Annotated in this window: 28 protein-coding genes and 1 riboswitch; of the genes, 7 read left to right on the top strand and 21 right to left on the bottom strand. The window is 70.7% G+C overall.

Annotated features, from left to right (window positions below; genetic code table 11):
- Positions 1 to 11: 11 nt before the first annotated feature.
- The 3 genes from sigK to DX116_RS12955 are packed head-to-tail and all read left to right on the top strand — an operon-like array spanning position 12 to position 2129.
- Complete coding sequence (gene sigK / locus DX116_RS12965) at positions 12 to 608, top strand: ECF RNA polymerase sigma factor SigK (RefSeq protein WP_119704679.1); 597 nt, start codon at positions 12 to 14, stop codon at positions 606 to 608.
- A complete protein-coding gene (locus tag DX116_RS12960; protein ID WP_119704678.1) occupies positions 605 to 1306 on the top strand; it encodes an anti-sigma factor in 702 nt (233 codons plus the stop codon). Before sigK ends, DX116_RS12960 begins: the two co-directional genes overlap by 4 nt.
- Positions 1307 to 1343: 37 nt before the next feature.
- The gene (locus DX116_RS12955; RefSeq protein WP_119704677.1) at positions 1344 to 2129 is read left to right on the top strand and encodes an alpha/beta fold hydrolase; all 786 of its coding nucleotides are present in this window, start codon (positions 1344 to 1346) and stop codon (positions 2127 to 2129) included.
- On the opposite strand, the gene gcvP is transcribed toward DX116_RS12955, so the two are convergent.
- The 10 genes from gcvP to DX116_RS12905 all read right to left on the bottom strand — a co-directional run bounded on the left by gcvP (position 2078) and on the right by DX116_RS12905 (position 10551).
- Positions 2078 to 4852 (bottom strand): aminomethyl-transferring glycine dehydrogenase, encoded by a 2775-nt coding sequence (gene gcvP, locus DX116_RS12950; RefSeq protein WP_233556905.1) that lies wholly within the window; start codon positions 4850 to 4852, stop codon positions 2078 to 2080. The two genes, DX116_RS12955 and gcvP, sit on opposite strands and share 52 nt — an antisense overlap.
- Positions 4853 to 5012: 160 nt before the next feature.
- A riboswitch (glycine riboswitch) is annotated at positions 5013 to 5101 on the bottom strand.
- Positions 5102 to 5143: 42 nt separating this feature from the next.
- A complete protein-coding gene (locus DX116_RS12945) occupies positions 5144 to 5731 on the bottom strand; it encodes a MerR family transcriptional regulator (protein WP_119704675.1) in 588 nt (195 codons plus the stop codon).
- A 163-nt stretch (positions 5732 to 5894) separates the two neighbouring features.
- Positions 5895 to 6356 carry a bifunctional nuclease family protein gene (locus tag DX116_RS12940; protein WP_119704674.1) on the bottom strand — a complete coding sequence of 154 codons (462 nt, stop codon included), beginning with the start codon at positions 6354 to 6356 and terminating at the stop codon, positions 5895 to 5897.
- A gap of 3 nt (positions 6357 to 6359) precedes the next feature.
- Entirely contained in the window at positions 6360 to 7079 is a 720-nt protein-coding gene (ftsR, locus tag DX116_RS12935) for a transcriptional regulator FtsR (protein ID WP_119705621.1), read from the bottom strand.
- Positions 7080 to 7152: 73 nt separating this feature from the next.
- A complete protein-coding gene (locus DX116_RS12930; protein WP_119705620.1) occupies positions 7153 to 7626 on the bottom strand; it encodes an FHA domain-containing protein in 474 nt (157 codons plus the stop codon).
- Positions 7627 to 7743: 117 nt separating this feature from the next.
- Positions 7744 to 8121: a glycine cleavage system protein GcvH gene (gene gcvH / locus DX116_RS12925; RefSeq protein ID WP_119704673.1), complete on the bottom strand. Its 378-nt coding sequence runs from the start codon at positions 8119 to 8121 to the stop codon at positions 7744 to 7746.
- A 43-nt stretch (positions 8122 to 8164) separates the two neighbouring features.
- Complete coding sequence (locus DX116_RS12920; protein WP_119704672.1) at positions 8165 to 8884, bottom strand: DUF881 domain-containing protein; 720 nt, start codon at positions 8882 to 8884, stop codon at positions 8165 to 8167.
- Positions 8877 to 9209: a small basic family protein gene (locus DX116_RS12915; RefSeq protein WP_119704671.1), complete on the bottom strand. Its 333-nt coding sequence runs from the start codon at positions 9207 to 9209 to the stop codon at positions 8877 to 8879. Before DX116_RS12915 ends, DX116_RS12920 begins: the two co-directional genes overlap by 8 nt.
- Positions 9206 to 9973, bottom strand: coding sequence for a DUF881 domain-containing protein (locus DX116_RS12910; protein WP_119704670.1), 768 nt, complete (start codon positions 9971 to 9973; stop codon positions 9206 to 9208). Before DX116_RS12910 ends, DX116_RS12915 begins: the two co-directional genes overlap by 4 nt.
- Positions 9974 to 9975: 2 nt before the next feature.
- Entirely contained in the window at positions 9976 to 10551 is a 576-nt protein-coding gene (locus DX116_RS12905) for a CDP-alcohol phosphatidyltransferase family protein (protein WP_119704669.1), read from the bottom strand.
- 230 nt (positions 10552 to 10781) lie between these two features.
- Here DX116_RS12905 and DX116_RS12900 point away from each other — a divergent pair, with 230 nt between their 5' ends.
- Positions 10782 to 11399 carry a superoxide dismutase gene (locus DX116_RS12900; RefSeq protein WP_119704668.1) on the top strand — a complete coding sequence of 206 codons (618 nt, stop codon included), beginning with the start codon at positions 10782 to 10784 and terminating at the stop codon, positions 11397 to 11399.
- A 25-nt stretch (positions 11400 to 11424) separates the two neighbouring features.
- On the opposite strand, the gene DX116_RS12895 is transcribed toward DX116_RS12900, so the two are convergent.
- Genes DX116_RS12895 through DX116_RS12880 form a run of 4 tightly spaced genes read right to left on the bottom strand, consistent with a single transcriptional unit; the run spans position 11425 to position 15190 of the window.
- Positions 11425 to 13392: a cytochrome c oxidase assembly protein gene (locus DX116_RS12895; protein ID WP_119704667.1), complete on the bottom strand. Its 1968-nt coding sequence runs from the start codon at positions 13390 to 13392 to the stop codon at positions 11425 to 11427.
- Positions 13392 to 13922: a copper resistance CopC family protein gene (locus DX116_RS12890; protein ID WP_158591991.1), complete on the bottom strand. Its 531-nt coding sequence runs from the start codon at positions 13920 to 13922 to the stop codon at positions 13392 to 13394. Before DX116_RS12890 ends, DX116_RS12895 begins: the two co-directional genes overlap by 1 nt.
- Entirely contained in the window at positions 13915 to 14622 is a 708-nt protein-coding gene (locus tag DX116_RS12885) for a YcnI family copper-binding membrane protein (RefSeq protein WP_119704665.1), read from the bottom strand. The genes DX116_RS12890 and DX116_RS12885 overlap by 8 nt, the downstream gene beginning before the upstream one ends.
- A 34-nt stretch (positions 14623 to 14656) precedes the next feature.
- A complete protein-coding gene (locus DX116_RS12880) occupies positions 14657 to 15190 on the bottom strand; it encodes a hypothetical protein (protein ID WP_119704664.1) in 534 nt (177 codons plus the stop codon).
- A 45-nt stretch (positions 15191 to 15235) separates the two neighbouring features.
- Here DX116_RS12880 and rocD point away from each other — a divergent pair, with 45 nt between their 5' ends.
- The gene (gene rocD, locus DX116_RS12875; protein WP_119704663.1) at positions 15236 to 16441 is read left to right on the top strand and encodes an ornithine--oxo-acid transaminase; all 1206 of its coding nucleotides are present in this window, start codon (positions 15236 to 15238) and stop codon (positions 16439 to 16441) included.
- Positions 16442 to 16569: 128 nt separating this feature from the next.
- Here rocD and DX116_RS12870 read toward each other — a convergent pair whose 3' ends face one another.
- The 5 genes from DX116_RS12870 to DX116_RS12850 all read right to left on the bottom strand — a co-directional run bounded on the left by DX116_RS12870 (position 16570) and on the right by DX116_RS12850 (position 21007).
- Complete coding sequence (locus DX116_RS12870; RefSeq protein WP_233556745.1) at positions 16570 to 17391, bottom strand: spermidine synthase; 822 nt, start codon at positions 17389 to 17391, stop codon at positions 16570 to 16572.
- 9 nt (positions 17392 to 17400) lie between these two features.
- Complete coding sequence (locus DX116_RS12865) at positions 17401 to 17811, bottom strand: universal stress protein (protein ID WP_119704662.1); 411 nt, start codon at positions 17809 to 17811, stop codon at positions 17401 to 17403.
- A gap of 156 nt (positions 17812 to 17967) precedes the next feature.
- A complete protein-coding gene (locus DX116_RS12860; protein WP_119704661.1) occupies positions 17968 to 19482 on the bottom strand; it encodes a tripartite tricarboxylate transporter permease in 1515 nt (504 codons plus the stop codon).
- Entirely contained in the window at positions 19482 to 20039 is a 558-nt protein-coding gene (locus DX116_RS12855) for a tripartite tricarboxylate transporter TctB family protein (protein ID WP_119704660.1), read from the bottom strand. The genes DX116_RS12860 and DX116_RS12855 overlap by 1 nt, the downstream gene beginning before the upstream one ends.
- Positions 20036 to 21007, bottom strand: coding sequence for a Bug family tripartite tricarboxylate transporter substrate binding protein (locus DX116_RS12850; RefSeq protein ID WP_233556743.1), 972 nt, complete (start codon positions 21005 to 21007; stop codon positions 20036 to 20038). Before DX116_RS12850 ends, DX116_RS12855 begins: the two co-directional genes overlap by 4 nt.
- A 130-nt stretch (positions 21008 to 21137) precedes the next feature.
- Between DX116_RS12850 and DX116_RS12845 the strand changes: the two genes are divergently transcribed.
- Positions 21138 to 22700, top strand: a complete 1563-nt coding sequence (locus tag DX116_RS12845; protein WP_199716071.1) for a sensor histidine kinase — start codon at positions 21138 to 21140, stop codon at positions 22698 to 22700.
- Positions 22697 to 23359 (top strand): response regulator, encoded by a 663-nt coding sequence (locus tag DX116_RS12840; RefSeq protein ID WP_119704657.1) that lies wholly within the window; start codon positions 22697 to 22699, stop codon positions 23357 to 23359. The genes DX116_RS12845 and DX116_RS12840 overlap by 4 nt, the downstream gene beginning before the upstream one ends.
- Here DX116_RS12840 and DX116_RS12835 read toward each other — a convergent pair.
- Positions 23341 to 23940, bottom strand: a complete 600-nt coding sequence (locus tag DX116_RS12835; RefSeq protein WP_233556741.1) for a DNA-3-methyladenine glycosylase — start codon at positions 23938 to 23940, stop codon at positions 23341 to 23343. The genes DX116_RS12840 and DX116_RS12835 overlap by 19 nt on opposite strands.
- Before the next feature lie 5 nt (positions 23941 to 23945).
- On the bottom strand, positions 23946 to 24641 hold the full coding sequence (locus DX116_RS12830; RefSeq protein ID WP_119704656.1) for a peptidylprolyl isomerase: 696 nt from the start codon (positions 24639 to 24641) through the stop codon (positions 23946 to 23948).
- Positions 24642 to 24647 lie beyond the last annotated feature (6 nt).

The following is a 24647-nucleotide window of genomic DNA, read 5'->3' as shown; positions in this document are numbered from 1 at the left end:
AGGACGATCAGATGTCGGCATCCGCCGCTCAGCTCAAGCTGGTCACCGCACCTGAGCACGACGCTGCGCCTGATCTCAACGACCTGCTGGTCAAGGTCGGTCGCGGGGACGAGCACGCCTTCGCCCAGGTGTACGACGCGCTGGGTGCGTCCGTGTTCGGCCTCGCTCGTCGCGTCATCCGCGACCCCGCCCGTGCCGAGGAGGTCGCCCAAGAGGTGTTCATCCAGGTGTGGCAGTCGGCGGCCCGATTCGATCCCGCCCGCGGCACCGCCAAGAGCTGGTGCCTGACCCTGGCTCACCGCCGCGCCGTCGACGCCGTGCGTCACGACCAGGCCGCGACCAACCGCGAGAACAAGTACGACTGGTCGAGCGGACCGGACTTCGACGAGGTGGAGGAGACCGTGACCATCACGCTCGAGCACGAGCAGGTCAAGCGCTGCCTCGACGGACTCACCGAGCTGCAGCGCGAGGCCGTCACCCTGGCGTACTACCAGGGCTACACCTACGCCGAGGTCGCCACGGCCCTCGACGCCAACACAGCCACGATCAAGACACGGATGCGCGACGGCATCGTCCGTCTGCGCGACTGCATGGGGGTCTCGGCATGAGCATCGATCTGCACTCCCTCATGGCGCCGTACGCGCTGGACGCCCTCGATGCCGACGAGCGCTCGCGCTTCGAGGCGCACCTCGACCAGTGCGTCGACTGCCAGGTCGAGATGGCCGGGTTCATGGAGACGGCCGTGCGCCTCGGCGACGCGGTCAGCCACACCCCTCCCCCGGCTCTGCGCGACCGGCTGCTCGCCGAGATCAGCACGACTCCTCAGCAGCACCCGATCGTGTCGTCGCTGGCCGAGCGCCGCACGCTGCGCCGCGTCCTGCCCCGGCTCGTCATGGCAGCGGCCTTCCTGGTCGGCGCGGTCGGCGTCGGGGGCTTCCTCGTCGAGCGCGACAACGCGCAGACCGAGCACGATCAGAACGTTGCCATCTCGCGCGTGATCGGTGCCGAGGACGTCGCGACCAAGGCCAAGACGTTCGACACCGGCGGCACGGTCAAGATGTACTCGTCCGCTGCGGCCGACTCGGCCGTCATCATCGCCAAGGACCTGCCCCGCCCGGGTGACGGCAAGGTCTACCAGGTGTGGATGATCGACCAGGCCGGACCGACCTCGCAGGGCACCTTCGAGACGGGCGGACAGATGATCATGAAGGGCGTCTCCGGCGCTGACCGGGTCGCCGTGACGGTCGAGCCGGCCGGTGGATCGAAGCAGCCGACGTCGGCGCCCATCGCGACGATCGCGGTCTGACGCGCGACGCTGACACCGGTGCTGTCATGATGGCGCCATGCGTTCGCCCTTGGTCCTGATCGTCGCGGCGATGGCCGTGCCGTCGGCGTTCTACCGTCCGCTCGTCAGCGAGATCGAGAGCCGCGGGTGGCAGGCACGCGCCCTGCCCCAGCGTGGCTTCGAGCGTGGTGCGCCGGTCGCGTCGCGCTCGGCCGACTGGAGCTACGCCGACGAGATGCAGTCGATCGCCGACGCCGTCGCCGCAGCCCGCGCCGAGGCCCCCGACCGTCCCGTCATCCTGCTCGGTCACAGCCTCGGGGCACAGCTCGTCGCCGGGCACCAGCTGCACCACGCCCCCGCCGACGGATTCGTCACGGTCGGCGCGTCGGTCCCCCACTTCCGGTCGTACCCGTACGGCGGCGTGCCCGTGCTGCTGATGGGCTTGATGGTGCCTGTCGTCACCCGCGCTCGTGGCTTCCTGCCCAGACCGTTCTTCGGTGCGCCGGGAGCCCGGACGTTGATGCGCGAGTGGGCGCGGTTCGTGCGGTCGGGCCGTCCGCCCTTCGACGTGCCCCGCCGCATCGCGACGCCGACGCTGGTCGTCCAGCTGCAGGGCGACACCTACGCCGTCTCCGGCTCGAACAAGGTCTTCACCGAGCTGATGATCGAGCCGGAAGCCGTGACCCGGTGGGTGTACACCAAGGACGCCACGCCCGAGGGAGGCACGACCCACCACGTGCGATGGGTGCGCTCCCCCGGGCCCGTCGTCGACCGCATGGTCGACTGGTGGGCTCAGACCTGCTCGGCGAACGCCTCCAGCGGAGGGCACGAGCACGCCAGGTGACGGTCGCCGTAGGCCTGGTCGATGCGACCGACCGGCGGCCAGTACTTGTCGTCGGTCGTGCCGGCCGGGAACGCCCCGGTCGAGATGTCGTAGGCGTGCTGCCAGTCGAGCAGCGTGCGCATGGTGTGCGGCGCGTGCACGAGGGGGTTGTCGCCCTCGGGCCACTGCCCCGCGATGACCTGGTCGATCTCGGAGCGGATCGCGAGCATCGCGTCGCAGAAGCGGTCGAGCTCGGCGAGGTCCTCCGACTCCGTCGGCTCGACCATGAGCGTGCCGGGCACCGGGAAGCTCATGGTCGGCGCGTGGAAGCCGTAGTCGATCAGGCGCTTGGCGATGTCGTCGATGCTCAGCCCGGCGGCCTTGGTCAGCGGACGCAGGTCGAGGATGCACTCGTGGGCCACGAGGTCGTGGTCACCGCTGTAGAGCACCGGGAAGGCGCCCTCGAGCCGCTTGGCGATGTAGTTGGCCGAGAGCACCGCCACCGACGTGGCGTCGGTGAGTCCCTCGGCGCCCATCATCGCGACGTACGCGAACGGGATCGGCAGGATGCCGGCCGAACCGTACGGTGCGGCGCTGATGGCCCCCACGCCCTCGCGCTTGCCGGCCACCGGGTGCAGCGGGTGCGTCGGCAGGAACGGCACGAGGTGCTCGGCCACCGCGACGGGACCGACGCCCGGGCCGCCGCCGCCGTGCGGGATGCAGAACGTCTTGTGCAGGTTGAGGTGCGAGACGTCGCCGCCGAAGACCCCGGGCTGGGCGTGGCCGAGCAGGGCGTTGAGGTTGGCGCCGTCGACGTACACCTGTCCGCCGTGGGCGTGGACGATGTCGCACAGCTCGGTGATGCCGTGCTCGTACACGCCGTGCGTCGACGGGTACGTGACCATGATGGCCGCGAGGTCGTCGGCGTGGGCCTCGCACTGTGCCCGCAGGTCGTCGAGGTCGACCTCTCCCTGGTCGGTCGACTTGACGATCGCGACCCGCATGCCGGCCATGACCGCCGAGGCGGCGTTGGTGCCGTGGGCCGAGCTGGGGATCAGGCACACCGTGCGGTGGTCGTCGCCCCGGCTGCGGTGGTAGGCGCGGATCGCGAGCAGCCCGGCGAACTCGCCCTGCGAGCCGGCGTTGGGCTGGATCGAGACCCCGGCGTAGCCCGTGACCTCGGCCAGCCAGCCCTCGAGCGTCTCGACGAGCTCGATCATGCCGGCGGCGTCGTCGGCCGGGACGAACGGGTGGAGGTCGGCGAAGCCCGGCCAGCTGATGGGCTCCATCTCGGCGGTCGCGTTGAGCTTCATCGTGCACGACCCCAGCGGGATCATGCCGCGGTCGAGCGCATAGTCGCGGTCGCTGAGCTTCTTGAGGTACCGCAGCATCTGCGTCTCGCTGTGGTGCTCGTGGAACACCGGGTGCGTCAGGATGTCGTCGGTGCGCAGCAGGTCGGCCGGCAGCGACGTGTCGTCGGCCGTCCAGTCGGGGCCCGCAGCGTCGAAGGCCCCCAGCACGGCCTCGACGTGCTCGACGGTCGTGGCCTCGTTGGTCGAGACGCCGACGTGGTCGGCGTCGACGAGGCGCAGGTGGATGCCGATCTCGCGCGCCTTCGAGACGATGTCGAGAGCGCGCCCCGGCACGGTGGCGACGAGGGTGTCGAAGAACGACTCGGACGCCAGCTCGATGCCCGCGCCCCGCAACCCGGCGGCCAGAGCGACGGCCTTGCGGTGCACGTCGGCCGCGATCGTGCGCAGGCCGTCGGGCCCGTGGTAGACCGCGTACATCGACGCGGCCACCGCCAGCAGCACCTGGGCCGTGCAGATGTTCGACGTCGCCTTCTCGCGACGGATGTGCTGCTCGCGCGTCTGCAGCGCGAGCCGGTAGGCCGGGCGTCCCGCGCTGTCGACCGAGACGCCCACGAGGCGGCCGGGCAGGTGGCGCTCGAGGCCCGCACGGACCGCCATGAAGCCGGCGTGCGGCCCACCGTAGAACATCGGCACGCCGAAGCGCTGGCTCGAGCCGACGACGACGTCGGCGCCGAGCGAGCCGGGCGAGGCGAGCAGCACGAGGGCCAGCGGATCTGCCACGACGACCGCCAGTCCCCCGGTGGTGTGCGCCGCCTCGATCGCGGGGCGCGGGTCGACGATGTGGCCGTCGGCCCGTGGGTAGGCCACGATCACGCCGGCGGCCTCGACGTCGGGGACGCCGTGCGCCAGGTCGGCCTCGAGCAGCTCGATGCCGAGCGCCTCGGCTCGGGTGTGCGTCACGGCGAGCGTCTGCGGCAGCAGGCCGGAGTCGATCACGATCGGGAGCGCGTCCTTGCCCTTCGTGGCGCGGCGGATCAGCGTCATCGCCTCGGCGACCGCCGTGCCCTCGTCGAGCAGCGAGGAGTTGGCGGTGGGCAGGCCCGTGAGGTCGGAGATCATGGTCTGGAAGTTCAGCAGCGCCTCGAGACGCCCCTGCGAGATCTCGGGCTGGTAGGGCGTGTAGGCCGTGTACCAGGACGGGTCCTCGAGCACGTTGCGGCGAACGACGGCCGGCGTCACGGTGGGGTGGTAGCCCAGGCCGATCATCGCCACGCCGGGGGTGTTGCGGCCGGCGAGGTCACGCAGCGTCGCGAGGGCCTCGGTCTCGGTGCGGGCCGACGGCAGGTCGAGTGCCGACGTGCTGCGGATGCCCGAGGGCACCGCCGCGGCCATCAGCTCGTCGAGCGACTGGTAGCCGACCCGGCGGACCATGGCGTCCTGGTCGGCGGCGGTCGGGCCGATGTGGCGGCTGGCGAAGTCGTGGGACGCGCGGGCTGAGGGCACAGAGAGCTCCGGGGGTAGAGGCGTGAAGGACCATCGCCTCCCCTTCTGTCACGGCTGCTCAGCGTGCGAGGCAGCGCTCCAGAATTGCCTCGAACGCGTGGTCCTTGGTGCCTGAGAGGTTCCGGGGAGGAATTGCCCCTTCGGCGTCGCCTGGGCGAGCTCTCCCACGCGCGATCGACAGCACGGCCAGCCTACCAAGGCCGACTCGATGCTGCGGGATCAGGACGACAGACGCGCGCGGCGTCGAGCCGCCAGCTCGTCGTCGGCCAGCGAGATCTCGACCGCACGCTCGCTCGGCAGCTCGTGCAGCGAGCCCTCGATCTCCTTCCAGACGCCGCCGATGGCGATGCCGAAGACCCCCTGGCCACCCTGCAGGAGGTCGATGACCTCGTCGGCCGAGCGGCACTCGTACACGCTGGCGCCATCGCTCATCAGCGTGACCTGGGTGAGGTCGTCGGTGCCGCGCACGCGCAGGTGGTCGATCGCCACGCGGATCTGCTGCAGCGAGACACCGGCGTCGAGCAGACGCTTGATGATCTTGAGCAGCAGGATGTCCTTGAACGAGTACAGGCGCTGGGTACCCGAACCGGTCGCCGAGCGGACCGTGGGCTCGACCAGGCCGGTGCGCGCCCAGTAGTCGAGCTGGCGGTAGGTGATACCGGCGGCGCTGCAGGCCGTCGGGCCGCGGAAGCCGGCGTCCTCGGGAAGCGGTGAGACGTCGTCGTTGAAGAGAAGACCCTGGTCGCTCGCCTCGGCGGCTGCCTCGTGACGTGTGGCGGTGGCGTCGTTGTCGTGCGACTCGATCATCCGGAATGCCTTCCAAAGCTGGTGTGGGGGAAGACTACCGCCACGGAACTACATCCGTGTACCTTCGGCAGCACTCTCAAGGTAGAGATGAGAGTTTGCGCGGTCAACGACCGCGCGCGTGTCGCGGACGAGCAATTCTCAAGTCTGACTCGAAGGTTGAGGGTTAGCCGAAATCCTCGGGCTCGACCTCGTCGAGGAACTCGCGGAACTTCTCGACGACCTCCTCCTCGTCGTCGCTCGTGGCGATGCCGGCCTCGTCGAGCACGTCCTCGGCGCACACGATGCGGGCGCCGGCCCGCAGCGCCAACGCGATCGAGTCGGACGGACGCGCCTCGACCTCGGCCCCGGAGGCGAAGACCAGCTGCGCGAAGAAGACGCCGTCGCGGACGTCGAGGATCCGCACCTCGTCGAGCTCGTCACCGAGCGCCTCGACCACGTGCTGCATGAGCTCGTGGGTCAGCGGGCGCGGCGTCGGGGTGCCCTGCTGCGCGTAGGCGATGGCCGACGCCTCGACCGCTCCGATCCAGATGGGCAGGTAGCGCGTGCCCTCGGACTCCCGGAGCAGCACGAGCGGTTGGTTGGTCGGCATCTCGACGCGAACGCCCACGACCTCGACCTCGCGCACGGGTCAGCCGCGCAATCGACTTCTGACCAGGACGGACTGCAGCCGGATCGACAGCGCCGCGAGGCCGGCGACGGTTCGCTCGGCCGCCTCTTTGTCGAGCTGGCGCGCCCGCGGCGAGACGACCTGGTCGAACAGGGCGGCCTCGCGGTCGGCAGCGGCACCGAACGGGCGCAGGTGCCGGGGCTCGAGGCCCAGCTCGGCGAACTCGCCGACGATCGACGCGATCTGCAGGGCCGTGGAGTCGTAGTACGTCTGCGTGGGCCGTCTCGGGATGAGACCGAACTCCTCGATCGCGTCGAGGGTCTGGCTGTCGATGCCGGCGGCCTCGATCAGGTCGTCACGCGACAGCCGCATGCTGCCCGACGACTCGAGGAACGTCGCCGGCGTGGGCAGACCGTCATCGGCGAGGCTGAGGTGCGGGACCCGCACGGTCGGACCCTGGACCGGGTCGGGGACGACGCCGCGGTCCATGTCGTCGAGCACCTGGCGGATGTGGCTGAGCGGCCAGAACTTGTCACGCTGCTGGCGCAGGATGAAGCGCAACCGCTCCACGTCGCTGAACGAGAACTTGCGGTAGCCCGAGGCGGTGCGCTCGGGCTCGAGCAGGCCCTCGGACTCGAGGTAGCGGATCTTGGTGATCGTCAGGTCGGGGAACTCCGGCAGGAGCTCGTCGAGGACCTTGCCGATGCCGAGCCTGGAGAGCTCGGGAAGCGGCTCGCTCACGTCGCCGCCGCCGTGGGAGAAGCGTACGGCGACGTCGCCGTGAGGCACTGACGGGTCGCTCGCTGACGCTCGCTCACGTACGGTCCTTCAGTGCTCCGGCGAAGTAGATCAGGCGGTACTTGCCGATCTGGACCTCGTCACCGCCCGACAGGGCGACCTCGCTGTCGATGCGGTCGCGGTTGACGTAGGTGCCGTTGAGGCTGCCGAGGTCGGTGACGGTGTAGCCGCCGCTGCCGCTGCGCGCGAAGACGCCGTGCCGGCGCGACACGCTGATGTCGTCGAGGAAGATGTCGCTGTCGGGGTGACGGCCGACCGACACCTCGTCGCTGTCGAGCAGGAAGCGTGCTCCCGAGTCGGGTCCGCGCTGCACCAGCAGCATCGCGCTGCCCGCCGGAAGGTTCTCGACGGCCGAGACGTCGGACGCGGTCATCTCCTCGGTGTCGGCGTCGAGGATCGGGATGTGCGTCGTGTGATCGGAGACGGGCTCCGACGCGGCGGCGCGGGGCTCAGACGGAACAGCGTCGGGCTCGTGGTCCGGCGTTGACATCGGCGTCACTCCTGTGTGCGGTCGACCTCGGCGAGGAGGTGGTGCGTGGTCTCCAACCTAGCACCCGGCGGGTCTCGTCGAACCGGAGTCGACGAGACCGCGCGCGGGGACGATGGGTCAGTCCGACGTGAGGGCCTTGTAGGCCTCGGCCTCGAGCAGGGACGCGGTCGGATCGTCCTCGACCGGGCGCAGCTTGATGAGCCAGCCCTCGCCGTAGGGATCGGAGTTGATGACCTCGGGGCCGCCGTCGAGCGCCTCGTTGCGGGCCACGACCTCGCCGCTCAACGGCGAGAACACGTCGCTGACGGACTTGGTGGACTCGAGCTCGCCGACGACGGTGCCGGCCTCGACGCGATCGCCCACCGACGGCAGCTCGACGTACACGATGTCGCCGAGCTGGTCCTGTGCGAAGTCGGTGATGCCGACCGTGGCGATGTCGTCGTCGAGGCGCACCCACTCGTGCTCCTCGCTGTAGTACAGGTCCTCAGGGATCACCGCGGTCTCCTTGCAGTCACACGCTCGTCGCGTGCGGGTGGGGTCATTTCGGTCGAGCGTACTCGGGGCTCTTGACGTCGGCCAAGGCGGTGATCGTGACCTTGTCCTTGCGGACCACGGTGGCCGTGCCTCCGCGGTTGGCGACGCGGTCGGTGAGCCCTCCACGGATGCGGACCGCCTCGGCCAGGTCTTGCGAGGCGCCGATCGCCTCGATGCGGTACGGCCGCTTGATCTCGCGTCCGCCCACGCGGATCTGCCCGTCGTCGTCGAGGAAGTACGTCTGCGCCACGACCCGTGCGACGCCGTTGATGGCGATGGCCTCGGCGCCGGCATCGCGCAGCTCCTCGATCGCGTCGAGCAGCGCGGGTGCGTCGATCTGGCGGTCGGGGTCCTTGATGACGACCTCGATGCCGGGGCCCGTGGCGCCGGCCGTGCCGGCGAGGATCGACAGGTCCTCCGCTCGCCGCTTGGCCTGCTTCTCGGCCCGCTCGGAGCGCTGCGTGCTGCTGAGCAGGCCGTTGCGGGTGACGGTCAGCTCGTCGAGCTGGGTGGCGAGACGACCGTTGGCGACGTCGAGCGACTTGAGCAGCTCGACGAGCTCGTCGCCGCGGACGCCCGAGTAGTCCTCGCTGTCGTCGTCGCTGACCTGCACGGTGATCGCGAACGCGAGGGCACCGATGAGCACGGCCACGATGATCTGGGACGCACGAGGACGCAGCAGCTCGCGCCAGCCCTGACGGGCCGGGAGCCCGTGGTCAGGCATGGAAGATCCTGCGGCGGATGGCTGCGGCGTTGGAGAAGATGCGGATGCCGAGCACGACCACGACGCCGGTCGACAGCTGCGAGCCGACGCCCAGCTGGTCGCCCAGGTAGACCATGAACGCGGCGATCACGACGTTGGAGATGAACGAGACGACGAACACCCGGTCGTCGAACCGCCGCTCCCCCAGCGCACGGAGCGCGCCGATGACGGCGTCGAGCGCCGCGACGATCGCGATCGGCAGGTAGGGCTGCAGGGCGGTCGGCACGGTGGGCTGCAGCACGAGTCCGGCGATGATGCCGAAGGCCAGGCCGATGACCGGGATCATGAGTCCTCCTTCGTCGCTGTCGCGTGCCGGATGGCCAGCCTGTCCTTGGGCACGGCCGTGACGGACAGGTCGTCCGATCGTGTCACGTCGAACTGCACGGCCGCTCGCTTTCGCCGCTGCAGCCAGTCGCGTCCGACCGCGGACTGCTCGAACCGCTCCTGCAGCGAGTCGGGATCGCCGAGCACGACGATCGTGTACGGAGGGCCGATCGCGTCGAAGTTGACCTTGATCACGCCGCTTGCCTGGCGGATCGCCGTGAGCGAGCCGATGCGCTTGCCGTTGACCTCGACGGCCTCGGCGCCGGCGTACCAGAAGCCGTTGACCAGCCGCTGGAGGTCGCGGTCGTCGATGTCGTCGGCCGGTCCGGGGCTCGTCACGACCTTCAGCCCCGGCCCGCGCACGGCTCGGTCGGCCGCCAGCAGCCTCAGCTCGTCAAGCTCGGCGTCGGCACCGACGACCGACGACCGCAGCGATGCGACCTCGCCGCGCAGCTTCTCGGCCCTCGCCTCGCGGTCGGCGAGCAGCGACTTGCGGGACTCGATGTCGCCGATGATCGTCTCGCGCGCTCGTTCGGCGGCCGGACGCTCGGAGCGGGTCTGGATCGCGGCCATCGCCACCAGCACCGCGAAGGCGGCCAGCACCAGAGCGGTCAGCACGGTGTTGAACCGGTGCGAAGCGTCGTGCGGCCCGGACCTGACCACGTAGTAGTCGTCGTCGAGCGCGGTGTCGGCGATCTTCTCGAGCAGACCCTCCTCGTCGCGCATGGTCAGGCTCGGACGACGCGCGGAGTCGTGACCAGGAGGCGTCTGACCTGGAAGGCGTACAGCACGCCGCCCCACCAGTAGAGCGCGACGCCCCAGATCGTGAAGGCCCAGCCGAAGACGTTGGCCAGGTCGGCGACGGTGCCGGTGGAGTCGCCCAGCAGCAGCAGCGGGAAGGCGTACAGCAGGCTCGCGGTGGCCGCCTTGCCGAGGAAGTGCACGGGGAGCGAGCTGTAGCCCCGTGTGCGCAGGAACGGCACGAGGCCGAACAGGAAGACATCCCGCAGCGGCAGGATGACGGCGAGCCACCACGGGATGATGTCGCGGAAGCCGAGCCCGATGACCACGGCCAGGATGTAGCAGCGGTCGGCGACGGGGTCGAGGATCGCACCGATCTTGGAGGCCTGGTTGAGCGAGCGTGCCAGCTTGCCGTCGAGGTAGTCGGTGATGCCGGAGATCATGAGGACGAGCAGCGCCAGGCCGTCCTTCTCGGGGCCGAGCACGAGCCACAGGAAGACCGGGACGAGCAGGAGACGGACGAAGCTGAGCGCATTCGGCACGGTGATGATGCGCTCGTCCACTCGATCGTCCTCCTCGCCTGTGCTCGTGGCCCGATGCTGGTGGGGCAGATGCCCCGATCGTCCACGGGACAGCCTAGGACATCACCCGGCACGCACCGGTGCCGGACACGGCGGTCGTGACCACCAGGCGGGCACCGCCGTTGCGTGCAGGAACAGGACTGACACACTGGGAGTTGTCACCAGACAACAGAACATTCAGGGCACGTCGTGCCCATTTCCCGAGGAGGAACGTGGCTGTCTACACACTTCCGGACCTGCCGTACGACTACGGCGCACTGGACCCGCACATCTCCGGCAAGATCATGGAGCTGCACCACTCGAAGCACCATGCCGCCTACGTCGCGGGCATCAACCAGGCTCTCGAGCAGCTCGAGGAGGCTCGCGAGAAGAACTCCTTCGGCACCATCAACCTGCTGGAGAAGAACCTCGCCTTCCACCTGGGTGGTCACATCAACCACTCGATCTTCTGGAAGAACCTCTCGCCCGAGGGTGGCGACAAGCCGACCGGTGAGCTCGCCGCGGCGATCGACCAGGACTTCGGCTCGTTCGACGCCTTCCGCGCGCAGTTCGAGGCCACGGCTCTCGGCCTGCAGGGCTCCGGCTGGGCCATCCTGACCTGGGACACCCTGGGCCAGAAGCTCGTCGTCGTGCAGCTGTTCGACCAGCAGAACAACATCCCCGCGACGCTGATCCCCATCACGCAGCTCGACATGTGGGAGCACGCGTTCTACCTCGACTACCTCAACGTCAAGGGCGACTACGTCAAGGCGTGGTGGAACATCGTCAACTGGGCCGACGCCCAGGAGCGCTTCACCGCGGCGACCTCCGGCGGCCAGATCATCTTCTGATCGGCTCCACTCGAACGGCGGGACCCTACTGGTTGGGGTCCCGCCGTTTGCCGTGCTCGGCCAGGTCGCGCAGTCGCGCGTTGTAGGCCTCGAGCGCGGCGTCGTCGCTGCGCTCCTCGGCGCGGTCGAACCGCTTGGCCTCGCGCGCGTCGGAGCGGAACCACTGCGACAGGATCGCGACCATGACCAGCACCAGCGGGATCTCGCCCATCGCCCAGGCCATGCCGCCGCCCAGGTACTGGTCGGCCAGCAGGTCGGTGCGGTAGGGACGGTCGAGCGACTTCCAGTAGTCGAGCGCGAACACGGTGTTGGACGACATCACCGCGATGGCGAAGAACGCGTGGAACGGCACCGTCACGAGCAGGGCCCCGAAGCGGGCGATCGGTGCCAGGGAGTGCGGTGACGGGTCGATGCCGATCAGCACGTAGTAGAACAGCAGGCCGACCGTCAGGAAGTGGATCTCCATCACCGCGTGCCCGAGGTGGTTGTTCATCAACGCCTCGAAGATGCCCGTGAAGTACAGGCCGTAGAGGCTGCCGACGAACAGCAGCGGTCCGACGAGCGGGTGCGTGACGAACCGCGAGAAGCGCGAGTGCAGGAACGACAGCAGCATCGCGCGCGGCGACACGTCGCCGGGCTGACGCGGCCCCGGCAGGGTGCGGAGCGCCAGCGTCATCGGCGCGCCGAGCGCCAGGAAGATCGGCGCCACCATCGACAGCATCATGTGCGAGGCCATGTGAGCGCTGAACAGGATGTGGGAGTACTCCCCCAGCCCGCCGAACGTGGCCCAGGCGATGACGACCATGCCGGCCATCCACGAGATGGTCCGGCCGATGGGCCAGGCGTCGCCGCGGCGGTGCATGGTCCACACGCCGCGCAGGTACAGAGCCGTGCCGAGGCCGACGATCGCCAGGCCCACGCCGTTGCCCGACCATCCCCACAGCAGGCGCAGCACGTCGGGGGCCGGCGGGATCGGGCCGCCGATCAGCTCCTCGGCCGGCGTCTGCAGCACGCGGTCGCCGACCGGCGTGGGCGTGCGCGACAGCGCCACCGCGAGGCCGACGGCCGCCGCCATCACGAACAGCTCGGTCGTGGCCAGGCGCAGGAAGCCCGAGCCGGCCGAGACGATGCGGCGCCGTTGGGCCACGCCGAACACGCCCAGCGCGACGAGGGCGACGACCTTGCCCAGCACCAGGAGTCCGTAGGTGGTGCCGAACACGTCGCCGAACGACCGCAGCCGGACCGCGGCGTTGACGAGGCCGGAGACGGCCACGATGACGAAGCTCCAGAGGGCCAGCGTCGAGTAGCGCGCGACGGCCGGCTCGAGCCGCTTGCTGCCGCGGATCGCGACCCAGCCCAGAGCGGCGAGGCCGCCGACCCAGAGCGTCGCGCCGAGCACGTGCAGGTACAGGCTCGTGGTGGCCAGGTCGTGCGACCCGGACGAGGCCGCGTGGCCGGTCAGCGCGATGGGGCCGAGGGTGGCCAGCGCGGCCCCGAGCGTCCCGGCGACGGCGCGGACGCTCAGGGTGAACCGGGTCGCGACGGCGATGACGGCCGCGCCCAGGGCCTGCAGCAGCACCGCCTTGCCCTCGCCGAACCCGAGGAAGCCGGTGATGTCGGCCCAGGCGATGTCGGTGAGGGGCTTGCCGAAGATGTCGCCCGACAGGAGCAGGAAGAAGTAGGCGACACTGATGACCGCCCATGCGGTGGCCCAGCGGGAGGCCAGGCGGACGGCCTGCACCGACAGCCCCTGCACCTCGTGCTGCGACGACGGCAGCAGGAAGGCTGCGGCGGTCAGGAAGCCGATGACCAGGACGGCCGCGATGTCGTTGGCGACCTTGGCCAGCGGCAGGGCCCACCCGACGAAGGCGCCCGGGTCGGCGATGCCGATCGGGGCCTTGCCGTAGGCGCCACCGCCGAGCACGAGGAAGGCCGTCAGCGACAGCCCGGCGATCAGGAAGCCGGCCAGGGTGTCGCGCACCGTCTGGGTCATCACTTCTCCTCAGCCTCCTCGCGCCGGCGCAGCGGGGCCAGCAGCAGGACGATCGCGACCACGGCGGCCAGGATGCCCCAGAAGAAGTGCGAACGGTGCCGGTGGACGAAGCCCTCCGGGGCGGGCGTGTCGACCTGCTTGACGCTCCGTCCGGCCGTCACGTCGTACGTCACGGTGCCCGTGACGGGATGACCGTCGGCCGAGATCACGCGGTACGAGGCGCTGTACGTGCCGCGCTGGTCGACGTCGGGCACCGCGGCGGTGACGGTGTTGTCGACCGCCCGGATGCGTCCGACGTCGACCTGCGTGCCGTCGGGGGCGGCGACGGCCACCTGCGCACGACGCGACACGTTCTCGTTGAACGTGAACGTGATCGTGGAGGGGGCCGTCGCCAGCGTCGCCCCTTCCTCGGGGTCGGTGCCGACCAGCGCCGCGTGGGCGCTGGCCGGTCCGGCCCCGAGGAGTCCCGTCCCGAGGACGAGGGCGACCGTGCCGAGCACGATGCCGCGCAGGAGGAGGTTGTTACGCACGACGACGAGTCTGTCGCAGCGCCACAACCAGGGCCGCCAGGGCCACCACCAGGGCGCCACCGCCGAGCCAGGTGCCGAGGCGGTTGCCGTCGTCGTCCTTGGTGATGCTGAGCTCGGACGAGTACGCGGCCTTGCTCGTGTCGGTGCTCGCTCCCCCGTGGTGGTCACCGGTCGGTTCGGCGAGCGTCAGGACCGGCGCGGGCTGCTCGGGCTCGTCCTCGCCCTTGGCCTGCTTCTGGTTCCAGTCGACGACCTCGCCGTCGGAGTACGTCTGCTGGGCGTCGAACGAGATCGAGGCGGCGTCGGGGAACGGCCCTCCGGAGATGGCGAACTCGTCGAACTGCCCCACGGGGATGCCGCCGTCCTCGGCTGTCCAGGTGACGGTGCTGACGGCCTCGGTGAGGTCGTAGTCGCCGACGGTCGTGGGCTTGGGCAGCTTCGCCTTGGTGATGGTGGCCTTCCAGCCCGGCTTGGACTGGGCGGTGAGGAAGGCGAACGGCGTGGCGGTCGGCAGCGTCACGACGACCTTGGTCGTGGCGGCGGTGTCGGACTCGTTGGGGACGCGGAAGACGGCCTTGCCGAATCCCTCCTTGGCGGCGTCGGGCGACGAGACGCCGACGTGCGCCGAGGCGGGGGCGGCGATCGCGACGAGGGCGACCGTGCTGAGCGCAGCGACGAGCCGCGCGGTGGTGCGTGTCATGGGTGTTCCTTCAGGTGAGAGGTGTGTGTGCAGGTCAGGCGGGGCTGACCGGCGGACCTCTCAACCAGCGCGAGTGCGCGAGGTGCACGTCGCGCCGCGAGCGCGGCGCGGCGGTGGACACGGGCCCGGCCACCACGACCGGCAGCTCGTGGACGGCGTGCAGCAGCGGGGCGACGCGCAGGGCGAGCCGCTCGGCGAGGCTCCAGACGAAGGCTTCGCCGCGGGCCAGCGCGAGCACGCTGACGGCGGTGGCGGCGAGGTGGGCCCCCATCATGGCCGCGCCCATCGTCATCTCGCCGCTCGACGCGCCCAGGTGCACCGCGACCTGGCACAGCACCAGCAGCCCGAGCAGCTGCGTCGCGGTGACGCGACGCGCCGACAGCAGCCAGGCGACGAGCGCAGAGCCGGCGAACACCGACACGACGGCCCCGGCGGGCAGCGCCCCTCCGGCGGAGTGGTGGCCGATCGCGGCGGCCACGACGCACACGAGAGCAGCGGCGGTCGAGCGCAGAGCCCTCAGCGGACGATCGGCCGGACGCCAGGCGTCGGGTCGGTCGTCGCGGCTCACGGGTCCACGATATCGGGGCACCTCCGCGGCGGTTACCGTGGTGCCATGACCCTCGACACCGCGTCCTACATCAAGCTCGACGAGGAGTGGGGTGCGCACAACTACCACCCGTTGCCCGTCGTCATCGCCGAGGCCGAGGGCGCCTGGGTCACCGATGTCGAGGGCAACCGCTACCTCGACTTCCTGTCGGGCTACTCGGCGCTCAACTTCGGCCACCGCCACCCGGCCCTGGTCGAGGCCGCCCGGTCGCAGCTCGACCGTCTGACCCTGACGTCGCGTGCGTTCCACAACGACCAGTTCGGCGCGTTCTGCCGCGAGCTGGCCGAGCTCACGCAGACCGAGACCGTGCTGACGATGAACACCGGTGCCGAGGCCGTCGAGTCGGCGATCAAGGTCGCCCGCAAGTGGGCCTACGAGGTCAAGGGCGTCGCGTTCAACAGTGCCGAGATCATCGTGGCGTCGGGCAACTTCCACGGCCGCACCACGACGATCGTCTCGTTCTCGGACGACCCCGCCGCCCACGACAACTACGGCCCGTTCACGCCCGGGTTCGTCACGGTCCCCTACGGCGACCTCGCGGCGGTCGAGGCGGCCATCACGCCCAACACCGCCGCCATCTTGATGGAGCCCATCCAGGGCGAGGCCGGCGTCGTCGTCCCGCCGTCGGGATTCTTCCCGGGCGTGCGCCGGCTGTGCGACGAGAACAACGTCCTGATGATCGCCGACGAGATCCAGTCGGGCCTGGCCCGCACCGGACGCCTGTTCGCACTCGACCACGACGACGTCCGCGCCGACCTGTACACCCTCGGCAAGGCCCTCGGTGGCGGCATCATCCCCGTCTCGGCCGTCGTCGGCCGCGCCGACGTGCTCGGCGTGCTCAAGCCCGGCCAGCACGGCTCGACCTTCGGTGGCTACCCCGTCGCGTGCGCGGTCGGACGCGCCGTCGTCGGCCTGCTCGAGACCGGGGAGTTCCAGACCCGCTCGCTCGAGCTCGGCCGCTATCTGCACGGTCGTCTCGACGAGCTGGTCGGCAAGGGCGTGGCCACGGTGCGCGGCCGCGGGCTGTGGGCCGGCGTCGACATCGACCCGGCCGCGAAGACCGGTCGCGAGGTGTCGATGGCGCTGCGCGACCGCGGCGTGCTGTGCAAGGAGACCCACGAGCGCACGCTGCGCATCGCTCCCCCGCTGGTGATCACCAAGGACGAGATCGACCACGCCGTCACCGCCCTCGCCGAGGCCCTCCAGGCCTGACCCCACCCACCGCGCGCCCCACCTCGCGAGTGGTGCAGTCCGGACAATCTGAGACGGCGTGTCTGACCGGACCGCACCACTCGAGGTCCGGAACGCACCACTCGGCGAGCCGGACGAGCAGGCAGGCGTCAGCCGAAGTGAAGGTGGCCACCGGGACGGGCCGGTGACTGCTCGGCGTCGGCGTCGGTGAACGGACGCTTGGCCGCGAACCGCTCGACGACCTCGCGATAGGGCAGCACGCGGTACGGGAACGGCGAGCTGGCTGCCCGGCGCGCCAACGCCTGCCACGGCAGCTCGTGCTGGGAGGCCATCACCAGGACGTTGCCGAACCGGCGCCCCTTGAGCGTCGCCGGCTCGGCGCTCAGCATGACGTGCGCGAACGAGTCGCACACGCCGCGCACGGCACGCCGCAGGTACGGGAACGGTGCGTGGTCGGCCAGGTTGAGCAGCACCAGGCCGGCGGGCACCGTCGCGCGGGCCAGGTCGACGAAGAACTCGGACGTCGTGAGGTCGGCCGGCACCCGGTCGCCGTCGAAGGCGTCGAGCACCACGACGTCGGCGAAGTCGTCGCGCATCGCCGCGATCCCCGACCGACCGTCGACGGGTCGTACCTTGATGCCGCTGTGGCGCGGCAGCGGCAGCTGGTCGCGCACCAGCGCCGTGACCTCCTCGTCGGGCTCGAGCACGATCTGCGCCGACCTCGGGCGGGTCGCCGCGACGTAGCGCGGCAGCGTCATGCCGGCCCCGCCGACGTGCACGCAGCGCAGCGGCTCCCCCGCGACCCCGTGGCCGTCGATCGCATCGGCCATGCGCTGCACGTAGTCGAACTCGAGCCGGGTGGGGTCGTCGAGGTCGACGTACGACTGCTCGGTGCCGTCGATGCGCAGGGTGGAGGCCGAGGGCCGGTCGCGATCGGGGACGATCTCGATCTGGCGTCGGCTCTCGGTCACCCCCACACCCTAGGTCAGCAGGTCCTCGGACCCGTCGGGCTTGACCGACAGCACGGGGCACTCCGCGTCGAGGATCAGCCGCTGGGCGACGCTGCCGAGCAGCAGCTTGCCGACCGGCGTCCGCGGACGGATGCCGACCACGATCAGCGAGGCCCCCGTGGACGACGCCGCGTGCAGCACCGCACCCGCGATGTCGGGCACCACGTCGTGCAGGATCTCCGACTCGACGTCGAGCCGCTCGAGCATCGCCCGCAGCGTGGCGAGCTCGTCGTCGCCGGCGAACTTGGTGTCGACGTAGGAGTCGCCCTTCGTGGGGTTCACCACGACCAGCCGCTCCTCGCGACGGGCCGCCTCGGTGGCGCCGTACGACAGCGCCACCCGCCCGAACTCGTCCGGGCTGTACATCACGACGACCGTCATGCCGATACCTCCCTCAGAAGACCACGGTAGGGAGGAATCGGCACGAGTCCTCCTTGATTCCCTCGCTGGCGCTCGGTCATGCCGATACCTCCCTCAGAAGACCACGGTAGGGAGGAATCGGCACGAGTCCTCCTTGATTCCCTCGCTGGCGCTCGGTCATGCCGATACCTCTTCCTTCTCGTTGAGCGGGGCCTCGGGCTTGGGCTTGCGCAGGCCCGAGACGACGATGGCCGTCAGGGCCAGCGCGATGAAGGCGTACACGATGACGGCCACGGGCTCGCTCCAGAGCGTGCTGACGTCGCCCGACGAGATCTGCAGCGACGTCGTCAGCTGCTCCTCGAGCTTGGGGCCGAGGATGACGCCGATGATGAGCGGCAGCACCGGCAGCCCGAAGCGTCGCATCGCGAGCCCCAGCAGGCCGATGACCAGCAGGATCGCCAGGTCGAAGGGCTGGAAGCTGACGCTGTAGGCGCCGAGCGAGGCGAAGAACAGGATGCCCGCGTACAGGTACGGCCGCGGGATCTGCAGCAGCTTGGCCCACAGCGGCGCGAGCGGCAGGTTGAGCAGCAGCAGCAGCGTGTTGCCGATGAACAGGCTCGCGAGCAGCGCCCAGACCAGGTCGGGCTCGGTGTCGAACAGCTGTGGCCCGGTCTCGATGCCGTAGCTCTGGATGGCCAGCAGCATGATCGCCGCCGTGGCCGTGGTCGGCAGGCCGATCGCGAGCAGTGGCACCAGCGTGCCGGCGGCCGAGGCGTTGTTGGCCGCCTCCGGTCCGGCGACGCCCTCGATGGCGCCCTTGCCGAACTCCTCGGGGTGCTTCGACAGCTTGCGCTCGGTCACGTACGACAGGAAGGTCGGGATCTCGGCGCCGCCGGCGGGCAGGGCGCCGAACGGGAAGCCGAACGCGGTGCCGCGCAGCCACGGCTTCCACGAGCGTCCCCAGTCCTCGCGGCTCATCCAGGGCTGACCGACCGGGATGATGTCGAGCGGACGACGACGTAGGTGCGCCGCGACCCACAGGGCCTCGCCGATCGCGAAGATGGCCACCGCCACCACGACGATGTCGATGCCGTCCGCGAGCAGCGGGTTGCCGAACGTCAGGCGCGCCTGGCCCGTCTGACCGCCGACCAGGCCGATGGCCAGGCCGAGGAACAGGGCGATGAAGCCGCGGAGCCGGGAGGTGCCGAGCACGGCGGTGACGGCGAACAGGGCCAGCAGGATCAGCGCGAAGTTCGACGGGTTGCCGAGCTTGACGACCTGACCGGCCACCGACGGCGCGAACAGCACCAGCAGCAGCGTGCCGATCGTGCCGGCGACGAACGATCCGATCGCGGCGGTCGCGAGGGCCTGGGCGGCGCGGCCCTTCTTGGCCATCTTGTTGCCCTCGATCGCGGTGACGACCGACGACGACTCGCCGGGGGTGTTGAGCAGGATCGACGTCGTCGAGCCGCCGTACATGCCGCCGTAGTAGATGCCGGCGAACATGATCAGCGCGCTGTCGGGGCCGACGCTGTAGGTGATCGGCAGCAGCAGCGCGAGCGTCATGGCCGGCCCGATGCCGGGCAGGACGCCCACGGCGGTGCCGAGGAACACGCCGAGCACGGCGTAGAAGAGGTTCTGGATCGTCAGCGCTTGGGCGAAGCCGTCGAGCAGCAGGTTGAGGGAGTCCATCACAGCACCCCGTCCAGGATGCCGGCCGGGATCGCGAGACCCAGGCCGGAGTAGAAGCCGTACCAGGTGCCGACCGACAGGGCCACGCCCACCGCGACGTCGCGGATCAGGGTGCGGCTGCCCAGCACGTAGGCCGTGCCCACGAACAAGATGGCCCCGGTGATCGCCCAGCCGAGCCAGTCGATCAGCAGGATGTTGGCCAGGAAGACCACGACCAGCTTGGCGACCGTGACCCAGTCGCTCGGCTGCGTCAGGTCGACGTCCTCGCCCTCCTCGGCGGCCGGCATGTCCCCGCGGGCCGTCGCGATCGCGAGCAGTGCGGCGAGCACGAGCAGAACCCCGCCGACGACGTAGGGGAACGCGTAGGGCTGTACGGGCTGGTCGGCGAATCCGTCGCTCAGCGTGGTGGCGTCGTAGACGACGTAGGCGCCGACGACCGCCAGGAAGGCGGCGAGGCCGTACTGCGCCTTGTCGACGGTCGTCGTGCCCGTCCGGGTCCCGGTGGGGCTGCTCTCGGTGGGTGTGGTCTCGGTGGGTGTGGTCTCAGCGGTGCTCATGCCAGCCCCAGCTCCTTCAGGGTCGTCTCGACCCGCTTGTCCTGCTCGAGCAGGAACGTCGTGAACTCCTCGCCGGTGGCGAACGAGTCGATCCAGCCGTTGCGCTTGACGGCGTCCTTCCAGCCCTTGGTCTGGTGCATCTCGGTGAACATCTTCACGAGGCGCTCGCGCGACTCGTCGGAGATGCCGGGCGGCGCGAGGATGCCGCGCCAGTTGACGAAGGTCATGTCGATGCCCGACTCCGTGAGCGTCGGCGCGTCGACGGTGTCAAGACGCTCCTCGCCCGATACGGCGAGGACGCGCAGCGAGCCGTCCTTGAGCTGGCCCTCGAACTCGCTGGGACCGGACGTGCCGACGTCGATCTTCTTGCCGAGCAGCGCACTGGTCAGCGGTCCGCCGCCGTCGTACACGATGTACTTGACCTGCTTGGGGTCGATGCCCACGGTCTTGGCCAGCTGCATCGGGAACAGGTGGTCGGGCCCGCCGGGCGACGAGCCGCCGCCGATCGTGACGCTCTTGGGATCGGCCTTCCAGGCGTCGACGAGGTCCTGGACGGTCTTGAAGGGCGAGTCCTTGGGGACGATCAGCGCCTCCTGGTCCTCGATGAGGCGGGCGATCGGCGTCGCCTGCGAGACGCGGGCGCGCGAGTCGTTGGTGTAGGTGGCCCCGACGACGCCCAGCCCCATCGACATGACCAGGTCGTCGACGCCCTTCTCGTTGAGCAGCCGCTGCATCGCCACGGTGCCGCCGGCGCCGATCACGTTGGTGACCTCGAAGCGTCCCGACAGGTCGGCGTCCTCGAGCACGCGCGCGGCGGCACGTCCGGTGAGGTCGTAGCCTCCGCCGGGGCTGTTGGGGATGTACATGCTGAGCCTGCGGTTGGCCTCGCCCTCTCCCCCACGCGTGACGCCGCACGCGGACAGCGGGAGAAGCAGGGCGGTGACGACGAGCACTACTGTCGCTGTCAACCGGTGTGATCGCCTGGTCGGCGTCATGGGACCTCCTGTGATCGACCCCGATCATGACCCACCACTGTGGTGTGGGTCACCATTGCGGAACCAAAGGAGGTTGTGGACGTTGTGGTCGCGGCGCAGGCGCTTGACGCTGGCGGGTCAGTTCCTGATCCTCCAGCTCGTGGTGGTGGCCGTCGTGCTGACGATCGTCGGACTGATCTCGGTGCGACAGTCCAACGACTCGTTCGCGTCCGAGCGCGGTGCCCAGATGCGCTCGGTGTCGGAGTACCTGGCCAATCTCTCGGTCGTCCGCGCCCAGATCGACGGGCCCGCGCCGGCGAGATCGCTGGCACCGGCGATCGACCGGGCCGTGGGGCTGTCCGGCGCCACCGAGATCACGATCGCCGACGAGACCGGACGCGCGCTGTCGTCGTCCGACCCGCGGCTGATCGGCGAACAGGTCGAGCTCGGCGACTCGCGCGTCCGTGAGGGGCGCGCCTGGGTCGGCACCGTCGACGCCCGCGGACGTCGCTTCGTGGCCGCCCACGCCCCGATCATCGACGACTCCGGCGAGCTCGTCGGCCTGGCCGTCGCGGAAGAGCGGTTCCCGTCGTTCTGGGCCCGCCTGACCAACGCCGCCGACGAGCTGGTGCTCTACCTGGGCGCCGGCGCCGGCCTCGGCATCGCGGGGTCGTGGCTGCTGGCGCGGCTCGTCCGCCGGCGCACCCGCGGCCTCGAGCCGCACGAGTTCGCGACCCTGGCCGACCACCGCGAGGCCCTGCTGCACAGCATCCGCGAGGGTGTCGTGGCCGTCGGCACCGACGACCGCGTCACGATGATCAACGACAGCGCCCGGTCGCTGCTGGGCCTCGGCACCGACGTGGTCGGGCGCCGGCTCGACACGCTGGGCCTCGACCGGGCGGTCGTCGACCTGCTGACCGCCGGCTCGGACAGCCAGGACGCCGTCCTGCTCGTCGGCGAGCGCGTCGTCGTGTTCAACCAGCGGTCGGCCTCCAGCCGCGGTCAGGGCATCGGCGCCGTCACCACGATGCGCGACCGCACCGACCTCGTGGCGATGCAGGGCCAGCTCAGCTCCAACCTGTCGATCACCGACACGCTGCGCGCCCAGACGCACGAGTTCGCCAACCAGCTGCACACCATCTCCGGTCTGGTCCAGCTCGGCGAGTACGACGAGGTGACCTCGCTGGTCGGTGTGCTGACCCGTCGTCGCGCGGAGATCACGGACGCCGTCACGCGGCGGGTGTCCGACGCGGCGGTCGCCGCCCTGCTGATCGCCAAGTCGAGCGTCGCCGCCGAGGCCGGCGTCACGCTGACGCTCACCGCCGACTCGACCCTGGCGGCGCTCACGCCGCACACGTCCGCCGACCTGACGACGATCATCGGCAACCTCGTCGACAACGCCGTCGACGCGTGCAAGGGGGTGACCGACCCCGCGGTGACGGTCGCCCTGTCCGACGACGCCGACGAGGTCGTGCTGGTCGTGCGCGACAACGGGCCCGGCGTGCCCGAGCCCCTGCGCGACGTCGTGTTCACGCGCGGCTTCTCGACCAAGCCCGAGCAGCCGGGAGGACGCGGCATCGGCCTGCCGCTCGTGCGGCTGATCTGCACGCAGCGGGGCGGTAGCGTGACGGTTGCCCACGACGCGGGTGCCGTCTTCGTCGTCCACCTGCCCAAGGAGGCCGCATGATCCAGGTCCTCGTCGTCGACGACGACTTCATGGTCGCCAGCATCCACGCGCGGTTCGTCGAGCGCACCCCCGGCTTCGCCGTCGCCGGCACCGCACGCACCGGCGCCGAGGCGCTGCGGCTGCACGCCGACCTCTCCCCCGACCTGCTGCTGCTCGACGTCCACCTGCCCGACATGAGCGGGCTCGACGTGCTGCAGCAGCTGCGGGCCGTCGGCGACGCCGTCGGCGTCGTGATGGTGACGGCCGAGCGCGACGCCGAGGCCGTGCGCACGGCGCTGCACGGCGGCGCCCTGCAGTACCTCGTCAAGCCCTTCGAGTACGCCGACTTCGCCGCGCGCCTGCAGCGGGTGCGCGAGCTGCACGAGACCCTGGCGGCCGGGTCGCCCGACCAGGCCGCGATCGACCGGGCCTTCGGCACCCCGCCGGCGCCCGCCGCCACGCTGCCGAAGGGGCTCAGCGCCGAGTCGGCTCAGCTCGTCGCCGAGGCGCTGGCGCGGGGCGACGAGCTGTCGGCGGCCGACTGCGGCGAGCTGGTCGGCCTGTCGCGCGTGAGCGCGCGACGCTACCTCGAGCACTTCGTCGACCAGGGCACCGCGACCGTGCGCCTCAACTACGGCAATGCCGGGCGCCCCGAGCGTCGCTACCGCTCCACGTCCTGACCCGGAGCGGTAGCGGCCCGGGGGCTGCGGCGATAGGCCGAGACCGTCGGGTCACCGGCGATCCAGAAGCGCCACGGCACGTCGGCCGCCTTCGATACGCCGACGCGTGGTCCCTCGCTGATCGGCGGGGACACCTCCGGAGCAGGCCCCAGCCGGACTCCGTCGCCGGTCAGCAGGTCGGTGCCGAGGTCGTCGACCGACAGCCCCAGGGCGCGCGCCAGATTGCCCGGCCCACGGGCCAGCGCGACGTCCGCGACGCCCCCGCGCCGGGCCCTGGCGGTCTCGAGCCCGTCGACCACCTCACCGGCACGCACCAGCACGGCCGCCGCGATCTCCGACGGCCCGGTCACGACGTTGGCGCACCAGTGCATGCCGTAGGACCGGTAGACGTACAGGCGCCACGGCGGGCCGTACATGATCTCGCTGCGCGGGGTGCGCGTGAAGGCGTGCGAGGCCGGGTCCTCGATGCCGCCGTAGGCCTCGACCTCGGTGATGCGCACGGCGGCTCCGTGGCCGTGCAGGGTGCGTCCGAGCAGACCGCGAGCCCGGACGACGACGCCGTCCGGACTCGCGTCGTGCACGTTCGTCAGCTGACCGACTCGAGGATGACGTCCTTGGCCGGCGCGGTGCCGTCGGCGCCCACGCCGTCGGCCTCGATCTGCTGGGCGACCTTCAGGCCGGCCGCGTCGACCTTGCCGAACACCGTGTAGCTCGGCGGCAGATCGGCATCGGCCAGGACGATGAAGAACTGCGAGCCGTTGGTGTCGGGGCCGGCGTTGGCCATCGCGAGGGTGCCGGCCGGGTAGGTCTCCTTGCCGCTCAGCTCGTCGGCGAACGAGTAGCCGGGGCCGCCCTGGCCGGTGGCCGAGGGGTCGCCGCACTGCAGCACGAAGCCGGGCACGAGACGGTGGCACTTGGTGCCGTCGAAGTAGCCCTGCTGGGCCAGGGACGCGAAGCTGCTGACGGTGCACGGTGCCGCGTCAGGCGTGAGGGACGCCTTGATGACGCCGCGGTTGGTCTTGATCGTGATCGCGTCGAGGCTGATCGGCGTGGCCGGCGGGAGCGTGGCCTTCTTGCCCGGCTCGTCGGTCTCGGTGTACGTGCACGTGCCGTCGGCGGCGGCGCTGGGACTAGGGCTGTCGGACGCCGCGGGCGCGTCCGACGAGGCGGCGGGCTTCGAGGCGGAGTCTCCGTCGGAGCTTCCGCCGTCGGAGCCGCCGCAGGCGGCCAGCGTGGTGATCAGGACGGTGGTCGCCGCGGCGGCGAGGAGACGAGAACGCATGCTCCG

This window comes from Aeromicrobium endophyticum (assembly GCF_003586285.1).
Taxonomy (GTDB): Bacteria; Actinomycetota; Actinomycetes; order Propionibacteriales; family Nocardioidaceae; genus Aeromicrobium; species Aeromicrobium endophyticum.
Note: the sequence above shows the minus strand (reverse complement) of the source record. Positions and strands in the feature narration are given on the sequence as shown.